The 8,821-nt window shown below is 46.0% G+C and carries 6 protein-coding genes; 4 read left to right on the forward strand and 2 right to left on the reverse strand.

Features of this window, described 5'->3' with window-relative positions:
* Positions 1 to 78 precede the first annotated feature (78 nt).
* Positions 79 to 1,767, reverse strand: a complete 1,689-nt coding sequence (locus SG35_RS30670) for a cyclic peptide export ABC transporter (RefSeq protein ID WP_044833294.1) — start codon at positions 1,765 to 1,767, stop codon at positions 79 to 81.
* The gene (locus SG35_RS30675) at positions 1,764 to 4,217 is read right to left on the reverse strand and encodes a penicillin acylase family protein (protein ID WP_044833295.1); all 2,454 of its coding nucleotides are present in this window, start codon (positions 4,215 to 4,217) and stop codon (positions 1,764 to 1,766) included. The genes SG35_RS30670 and SG35_RS30675 overlap by 4 nt, the downstream gene beginning before the upstream one ends.
* A gap of 1,115 nt (positions 4,218 to 5,332) precedes the next feature.
* On the opposite strand from SG35_RS30675, the gene SG35_RS30680 reads away from it, so the two are divergent.
* Genes SG35_RS30680 through SG35_RS30695 form a run of 4 tightly spaced genes read left to right on the forward strand, consistent with a single transcriptional unit; the run spans position 5,333 to position 8,744 of the window.
* On the forward strand, positions 5,333 to 5,842 hold the full coding sequence (locus tag SG35_RS30680) for a VOC family protein (protein WP_236702609.1): 510 nt from the start codon (positions 5,333 to 5,335) through the stop codon (positions 5,840 to 5,842).
* Between the two features lies 1 nt (position 5,843).
* Entirely contained in the window at positions 5,844 to 7,166 is a 1,323-nt protein-coding gene (locus SG35_RS30685; protein ID WP_044833297.1) for an aminotransferase-like domain-containing protein, read from the forward strand.
* Positions 7,153 to 8,181, forward strand: a complete 1,029-nt coding sequence (locus SG35_RS30690) for an Ldh family oxidoreductase (protein ID WP_053043080.1) — start codon at positions 7,153 to 7,155, stop codon at positions 8,179 to 8,181. Before SG35_RS30685 ends, SG35_RS30690 begins: the two co-directional genes overlap by 14 nt.
* 41 nt (positions 8,182 to 8,222) lie before the next feature.
* Complete coding sequence (locus SG35_RS30695; RefSeq protein ID WP_053043081.1) at positions 8,223 to 8,744, forward strand: cytochrome b; 522 nt, start codon at positions 8,223 to 8,225, stop codon at positions 8,742 to 8,744.
* The last annotated feature ends 77 nt before the right edge of the window (positions 8,745 to 8,821 follow it).

The following is an 8,821-nucleotide window of genomic DNA, read 5'->3' on the forward strand; positions in this document are numbered from 1 at the left end:
CCCAAAGAAAGGGTTCATAATATTAATTGATAAAAATCAAATGCTTACTTCTGTTTTTGTATTTGTTACCTTGGCAGGTTAACTGACCTGAGCAAGATGTAAGCTTGATTCCTCATAGTCAACGAGTTTGCCCTGATCCATGACCAGTATTTTATCGGCGACGTCAAAATACTTATCATCATGACTGATGGCGATAACCGCTTTGTTTTTGGCCTTTAAGTTGGGCAATATTTCGGTATAAAAGACATTTTTAAAGACCGGATCCTGATCTGCCGCCCATTCGTCGAACAGGTAAAGATCTTTGTCTTCCAAAAATGCCACCAGCAGTGCCAGCCTTTTACGTTGCCCGTCGGATAACGAGGTCGTGGAGAACTGGCCGTCGACTATCTTCACCTTTTTGTCCAAATGTAAGGTTTTCAAATAATGCTGGGTTGTTGCCAGTACTTCATCGGTTAACTCCACCAGCAGGCGGTCAAAGAGGTGGTAATCCGAGTAAATCGCCCCGATAGTCTGCCTGTGGCTGACAATAGAGTCGGCGGAGACACGTTGATCGCCAAACAAGATGTCACCCGAGGTAGGCAGGTAATGCAGGGTTAATAATTTACTTAACGTTGACTTACCCGAGCCGTTTGCCCCGATAATAAAGGTGATTTCTCCCTTATTAATTTCCAGGTTAAGCGGGCCGACTTTAAACCCGGCTTCACCTGAAACCATAGGGTAGCTGTATTCTATCTGGTTAAACCTCATGCTTTGCCACTCGCCAAGCTGGTTAACCTGCTCATTGCTGTCTTCCTGCGGAATTTCTGCAATCAGTTTTTCCATTCTGCGGTATGAAACCGAGGCGATCGCCAATTGGGGGATCGAACCTAATATGATAGAGATAGGGCCGGTTACATAAAGCAGCGCCATTACCACACCGACAAGTTCCTGCTGGCTGATAGAATAATAGTTGACGAAGATAAAGCACACCGCACCGATAACAAAAAAGGAGATCAGGTCGCCAAAACACATGGTGGCCCGCATGATGGTTTCTGCCCTTTTATTATTTTTTAAAATGTTGTCTTCGTGGTTGAGCAAGGTATGTTTAAAAAAGTGTTGGCGCTTTAAAGTATCGAGTTTGAGCTCTTTGGCGCCATAGATCAGGCTTTTTATCGACTCTTGCAATTTGTCCTGCTCTATCCGGGAGGTCTGGAACATGCGGCTGCCGATAGTGATCGGGATTTGATAGCAGATCACGCCGATAAAAATGGCCATCATCACAAACTTAAATACTTCAAAGTTGAGGTAGACCAAAAAGCCCAACATACCGACTAAGGTGATGGTGTTGATCAGGATTTCCGGGATCACCCGGGCGCCGCCGATAATCCTCGGGACATCGATATTTACCGCCGCGGTAAACCGGGCCGAGCCGATTTTCTCCTGGGTTGCCAAAGGCGCACCGGCAATGCGGTAGTAAAATTTAGTGCGCAGATCTTTAGCGACATTGCTCGATACCCGGATCAGCATAACTTCTGACGAGCTGCGCATTAACAGGATCAGCACACAACTGAACAGGAACATCAGCGCCAGTTTATAATTGCTGACATCAAACGAGAACAGGGTCTCGGTTACCGTATCGGCTTTTGGAAAAGCGGGATCTTCCGGGTTGATGCCCGAAAGCACCAAAGGAATAAGCGCCGAATAAAGCATACCGGCAAGGGCACCGAGTAAAATCGAGATAAAGACTTTATTCGGCGCCTCCTTGGTAAAGGAATTAAAAATTTTCACTGGGATGCTCCTTCCTGGTTATTCGGTTGCAAAGTGATGGACTGCACATAAGGCACTTCCTTGGCAAAGTTGATATATTCGACATCTCTGAAACGTTCGACCATATCGTCGTAATAGTCACTTGCCAGCTGTCCGGATTGTCCGGTGGAATTCATTAACAGCTGGACAGGTTCCTGCGGCGATAAGCGGATGATCTGACGGAAACCGGCGCCAAAATCTTGCAGGTAACCTTTATCTTCGTCAAAGGTACCGCTGGCGACATTGATGGTGTTGGCTGAGCCGCCGTTGCCGATCTTCCGCTCAAACACCTGGTCCAGTAATTTCATCTGGCTAAAAGGCGTATGCTGATAGCGGGTATACTGTACGTCGCCCCAGCGCCAGTTATCCATATCGGCCCCGGCAAATTTGCTCATTTCCTTAACCGCCGAGCCTAATGACATTTCGATGATGTTACTGCAGCTTTCCTTCTTTTCGGTGTTGATGTTATCGCACCAGGGGCTGTTGCTCGCCAGCAGATCCGCCAGTTTATCTGCTGCCACTTTTTCTTTCAGGTTTCGCAGATAACCCTGAAGCTGGTTTTTGTTCCAGTAGCTGGTGAGTTCGTCGTTAAAGAGATAACTTTTCAGATGGCGCAGCCAGGTATAATAAATGGTGGCGGCAATACTTTCTCTGCTTGCTTCGCCGTCCCACTGATTCAATAATGCCAGGGCTTGTTGCTGCCCAGGGAAGTCAGCCGCTATCTCTTTTAATAAGGCTAACATTTTTGTCGTTGATATATCTTTGATATCTCCCTGCATGGTTTGCATATCGTCAAGGGTCAACTTAGTTTGTTTTTCTTTGAGCAACGCTTCAATTCGCTCTGCCCTTGCCGGCGGAGCAAAGTCGGCGGAGATAAAGTAAGGATAACCCTTTGTTGTATTTACGTTATTGGCGTTTATCAGGTAACCTTCTTCGGGATTATAACGTCTTGGCATCTCGGCATAGGGAATATAGCTGTGCCAGTGATTATCCGAGTCGGCGCCGGATACCGGCAGCAGTCCCTTACCCTGGTTGCGCAGGGGAATTTTTCCTATGCCGGTAAAGCCGATATTATTGTCATTGTCCGCATAAAATAAATTCAGCGCAGGGGAGACATATTGTTCAAGCGCCCGGTTATATTCCTGCCAGTTGCTGGCATAACTTAACTGGTAAAAAGCGTTGTACGTGGTGTCTTCGCTATTAAGCGCAGTCCAGCGAAGGGATATCGGCTGTTCGAACCCCTGGATAACATCACTGATCACCGGCCCGTGTATGGTACTTCGCACCTGAATTTCGACATCTTTGATCGGATCTTTAAGAAATGCCGGAGATTCTGCTTTTACCTTGATGATTTCGTTTCTGGTTTCAAAATCGATAAATTCTCCATCTACTTGATATTGCAGACTATTATCTGGGTTTATCTTTTCGATATACAGATCTTGTACATCCGCCATCATATTGGTGCCGCCCCAGGCGATGTCGTTGTTTTTTCCGAAGATAACCACGGGCAGTCCCACCAGGCTCATGCCGGAAGCCGCCAGATTTTTACCTTCTTGCTTAACGGAATACCAAAGGGAAGGCAGCTGTAAACCGAGATGAGGATCATTTGCCAGGATAGGCACGCCGGATTGCGTCAGTTCGCCTGAAACTACCCAGGCATTACTGCCGACATAACTACCGCCGATCTTGTAGGTTTGCTGCTGCTCGGTTTGCAGGGCATCAAAGCGGGCAAATAAAGCTTTTAGTTTTTCTTCATTTTTGATCTTGGCCGTCATCGGGCTGTCTGCCAGCTCCGGATAGAAGAGGCTGAGCTGTTCATCCGACAAATATTGCGCACCTATATAGGCTTCAATTTCCGAATGAAGGTTGTGGGCCAGATTTAATGAAAAGACCTTAATCCAGGCTAAAGAGTCGGTTATTGTCCAGGGCTCCGGGCTAATATCGAGCAATGAGAACTCAACCGGCAATTGTTCTGCCGACTGTATCCAACTATTGATCCCGGCGGCATAGGCTTCTAACGATGCTTTCGCCTTTGGGCTTAAAGAAGGGATACTTTCACTCGCCGCCTGATAAAGGCCTAAGGTACGAAACCAGATATCCTGATGGACTGAAGTTTTACCAAATATTTCACTGAGCCGTCCCTGACTAATTCTGCGTTGCAGTTCAAGTTGCCATAATCTGTCCTGGGCATGGACATACCCCATGGCAAAATAAACATCTTTATCAGTTTCTGTTTTGATTTTTACCAGACCGTGATTATCACGTTCTATGCTTACCTTATCATCCAAACCATTGACAAATTGCCGGGTTGTCTTATCGGGAAGCGGGTCCAGAAAAAATAGTTTATAACTGTAAATAACCAGAAAAAACAAAGGGATAAAGACAAACAGAGTAAATCTGAATGTCAGCGGCATTTTATTAAAAACGCGCATTACACAATCAACCTATTAGAGTTTAAGAGAAGGCAATACTAATTAATCAAAAAGCCAAAGGCAATACACCAAAGGGAATGATTTTGTTATTTCCCGGGTTATTGTCCGGTTCGACTACCGGGATCTGTGGCAATAAAAGCTGGGGTTATTTCGGTCTTTAAAGTGCATCAGTACTGGCTTTGCAATAAATTTGGCAACCGCTTTTTCTGGAGGACAAAACCAGATAAATATTTTTTAAAGTTTTTTATTTTTTATCGAAAGTTTTTTGGCAGGAATGATCTCACGTATGAGATCTTTGCTTCGGCGATGTTGTTGGCTATAACTTCTCACGCATGAGATCTTTGTTTTGGCGTTGTTGTTGGTTATAAGTTCTCACGCATGAGATCTTTTGTCGGTTTCTTCAACTGAAATAAAACCTCTCACGCGTGAGTTGTCTATTGAAAGCCGATGTTAAAATATTTATTTTTTTAAAGAGTAAATTGATACCTCAGCTAAGTGCTTGATGCCAACCGGATGTGATAATTTATAAAGTACTTATATTCCAGTAGCTTGCCTGTGTTTTGAGCGGCCTGCCGCCGGCCTCTATTTGCTGAAAACCTGGTCGTTATTCATCCGGTTATTGCCGTTATAATTATAAAATTTTTGTTAAAATATAAAAATCGCTATGTGAAAATTACTTTTTTTATGTATACTCGTGCCGGTAACGACAAAATCGATGTAAAAATCATCACGCTGAAAATACCAGGTTGCTCGCTGAAGTTAAATGCTTCAGAATCCCTGTGTTATTATGATGTGAATCAAATAAATTTGATTAATATCAAATGCTTACGGTAATGTTTTTTGGGCTTATTCGTCAGCTATCAGCTAAGAGCTGTTGTTATTTAATGAAAGAGTAAACATTACAATAATAAAATTAATCTTATGGTTAACATGCCAGATGATGCACACACTCCGGATATGGGGTTGGTGATCTTGTCTCTGCTGATAATGATCTGATCTTTATCGTCTACAGGCTGCAAGTCACTGCCCGATCACATCTGTCGTTTTTGTGCCGGGTCTATTCTGCGTCTGGCGAACAGTTGCTACATAAGGCTTACAAAAAAAAGGATTAAAAAATGGTATTACCTCCGTTGAACATTGAAAGTATGGCAAACATCTATTCCAAAATTGATCATGTTGCAGTTGCAGTTCTGGATTTGGAAAAGGCCATTGCGTTTTATCAGCAAATGTTGGGCTTTGAGTTTCAGGGCAGACGCGAAACCTTAGGGAAAAACTCGGGTATGATTTCTGCCGTAATGGGCAGTGGTAATTTTACTATCGTTTTGATTCAGGGTCTGGAGCCAGAATCTCAGGTATCTCGCTATGTTGAGCAATACGGCCCCGGTGTCCAGCATATTGCCCTTGAAGTGAACGACCTTGAAAGTGCAACAAAACTCATTGAAGAACAAGGGTTTACATTTGCCACTGGCATTATCAAGGGTCAGGGATTACGCCAGATATTTTCCAACCGTGATGAAAACAGCGGCATGATGTTTGAAATTATTGAGCGTACCGGTAATGAAGGCTTTGAAGACGACAGCATCCAGGATCTGTTTAACCAGTTAGAGGAGGCTGAGTTAGTTTAATATGGACCATAAGTTAACTTTGCAGGCCAGCGAGCTGGCCTATCGTCCCCAGCCCCAGCTGGAAGTGATGAATTTTCTTAATGAAGTCGCCGAGAAGTTTCCCGGCGCCATCTCTTTCGCTTCGGGCCGTCCGTCGGAGGCCTTCTTCGATGTGCCGGGATGGTTGGAAAAAATACAGCTGTTTGTTGACCATAGCAGCGAAGCCCGGGATGTTTCCCCGGCTTCGGTGTACACCTCTTTGGGGCAGTATGGCCGCACCAACGGCATTATTAACCATTTGATCGCTCAATCGCTGCAACTCGATGAAAAGTTCACGGTCGATGCCGATGATATCCTGGTGACCAATGGCGCGCAGGAAGGCATGGCATTATGTTTGTCGGCCTTGTTTACCCCGGGCCGGGATGTGTTGTTGATCACAGATCCCACTTATATCGGTATTACCGGGCTGGCGCAAATCAAGGGTATTGAAATTGCCGTGGTAGAAAGCGATGATCAGGGGCCAAACCTGGAGCATCTGCAGCAGGTTTGCCAGCAAATCAAGGCTGAGGGGAAAAATCCGCGTTCACTGTATTTGATCCCGGACTTTAATAATCCTTTGGGCACTTCTATTACCTTAGCGCGCCGCCGGGAGTTACTGGCTTATGCTCAACAAAGCGGGCTATTGCTGATAGAAGATAACCCTTACGGCGCTTTTCGTTTTGAAGGAGAGCCCTTGCCGACATTAAAGGCGCTGGACACCGGCGGCCATGTGATTTATATCGGCACCTTTGCCAAAACGATTTGTCCGGGCCTGCGGGTGGGTTACCTGATCAGCGATCAAAAGCTGCGTAGTGCCGACGGCGGTGAAACGCCTTTGATCGAAGAGTTTTCCAAAGTGAAAAGTCTGATCAGCGTCAATACCGGGCAAATCGCCCAGGCGATTGTCGGCGGCCTGCTGCTTGAGGTGGACTGTTCCGTCAACAAAGCGATTGAACCTTTAGTTTCCCTGTACCGGGATAACCGGGATGTGATGCTTGAAGCGCTGGAGCAGCATTTTCATCAAGGCCCGGCGGCTTTACAGCAGGTAAGCTGGAACCGTCCGGAAGGTGGCTTCTTCTTAACCCTGAAATTGCCCATGTCCTTCACCGGGCAGCAAGTGTTTGAGTGTGCGGAAAAGTTCGGCGTGATTTGTGTGCCGATGAGCTTTTTCTCCAATGCGGGTGGCCATGAGCATTATATCCGTTTGTCTTTTAGCTATGTAAACAAGGAACAAATACGCTCGGGTGTTAAAGCCCTGGCAGATTATTTGTTGTATCTCGATGGTAAGTCTCATGAAGCAGCATAATATTTCGGTTGAATCCCTGAGCACGATTATCAGCGCATCGCTGGAAAGTTTTGATCTCAGTGACAGACACAAGGCCTTTATCAGCAATGGTTTGCTTAATCCCTCTTTATGGGGGATAGACTCCCATGGAGTCGGGTTATTAGCCACCTATTTGCAGGAACTTAAAGGCGGCAGGGCAAAGAGCAGGCCGGATATCCAGTGCCACCACAAATTCCCCGTGGTCGGGCAACTTGATGCCGATCAGGCATTGGGCCTGGTTGCCGGTTTTGAAGCGGTAGAAAAAAGCATTGAGCTGGCGAAAGACTTTGGTATTTCTGCCATCGGGGTGAAGAACTCCAATCATTTTGGCGCCGCTGCCAACTATACCTATCATGCCGCGAAGCAAGGTTATATTTGCCTGTGTGTCAGTAATGCCGACTCTTTGGTGTCGCCTTATAACGGCACCGATAAATTATTCGGCACTAACCCTTTAAGTTTTGCCGCGCCGGGAGAAAACGGTGATGTTTTTTGCCTGGATATGGCCACCAGCCAGGTGTCTTTGTCAAAAATCATGCGTCACCTGGCCACCGATATGCCGATAGAAAATGACTGGGTCAGTTATGTCGACCGGGAAAGCCGGGAAATCGGGCCGTTAAAACCCCTGGGGGGCTATAAAGGCCAGGGTTTGGCAATGATGGTGACGATTTTAACCAGTGTCCTGAACCAGAGTCTGTTCGACTGGGAGTTAAGCCACCTCTATGCCCCGCCGTATGACGAGCCGCGGCAAGTGAGTCACTTTTATATCACCATCAATATCGAAGCCTTTATGGGCAAAGCCATGTTTGAAAAAAGGCTGTCGTTATTGCTGGAAAAAGTCAGGGAAAGCGGTGCTGTTGACGGGGAAACCATCTTTTGTGCCGGGGATAAAGAGTCCAAAACCGCTGCGTTGAGGCGGGAGCAGGGCATTCCCCTGACACAGGAGCAGTGGCAGTTTTACCGCCAGCTGGCACAAGAATTACAACTTAATATTGGATAAACAAGAAGATTATTTTGTGGTGAGAGTTAAAGGATATCGTCGTGATAGCTTCAAATGAAAAATATAATAAGAAAACAAGGTTTTTCCATTGGCTCAGTGCTGTGGTGATTTTATGGGTGACGATCTCGGGATTTTACGTCACCTTGTTCGAGGTTGATGCCGAGCTCAAAAATTCGGTGTTGGCGCTAAACGTGTTGATGAATACCTTTTTTATACCGGTATTTATGTTCCGTGTTTTAAACTGGGTTAATAATCCCGCCCCCGAAGACTATCAAGGCCTGCCGCTGCGCTCGCGTAAAATCGCCGACAAGGTGCATGCCGGCATGTATCTGTTGATCTTCATTGTTTTACTCTCCGGGGTATTGATGATGGACAGAAAGGTTGAGTTTCTCGGCATGACCCTGATCCCTTATTTACCCTTTGATCCGGCGCTGAAAGAGTTTTTTACCCGGCTGCATATATTTTCTGTGTGTGCGCTGGCGTTTTGTGTGGCGCTGCATATTGCCGCGGTGATCAGGCATGAACTTTCGGGTTTGAGAATATTAAAAAGAATGTTGGGCTAGGCCTGCGCTTTTACCTGGCTATAAGAGCAGCGTAATGAAATTTAAAGACTTCATCCTGGTAAGGCAAGCCTTGCCGG

The sequence above is a fragment of the Thalassomonas actiniarum genome, from assembly GCF_000948975.2.
GTDB classification, from domain to species: Bacteria; Pseudomonadota; Gammaproteobacteria; order Enterobacterales; family Alteromonadaceae; genus Thalassomonas; species Thalassomonas actiniarum.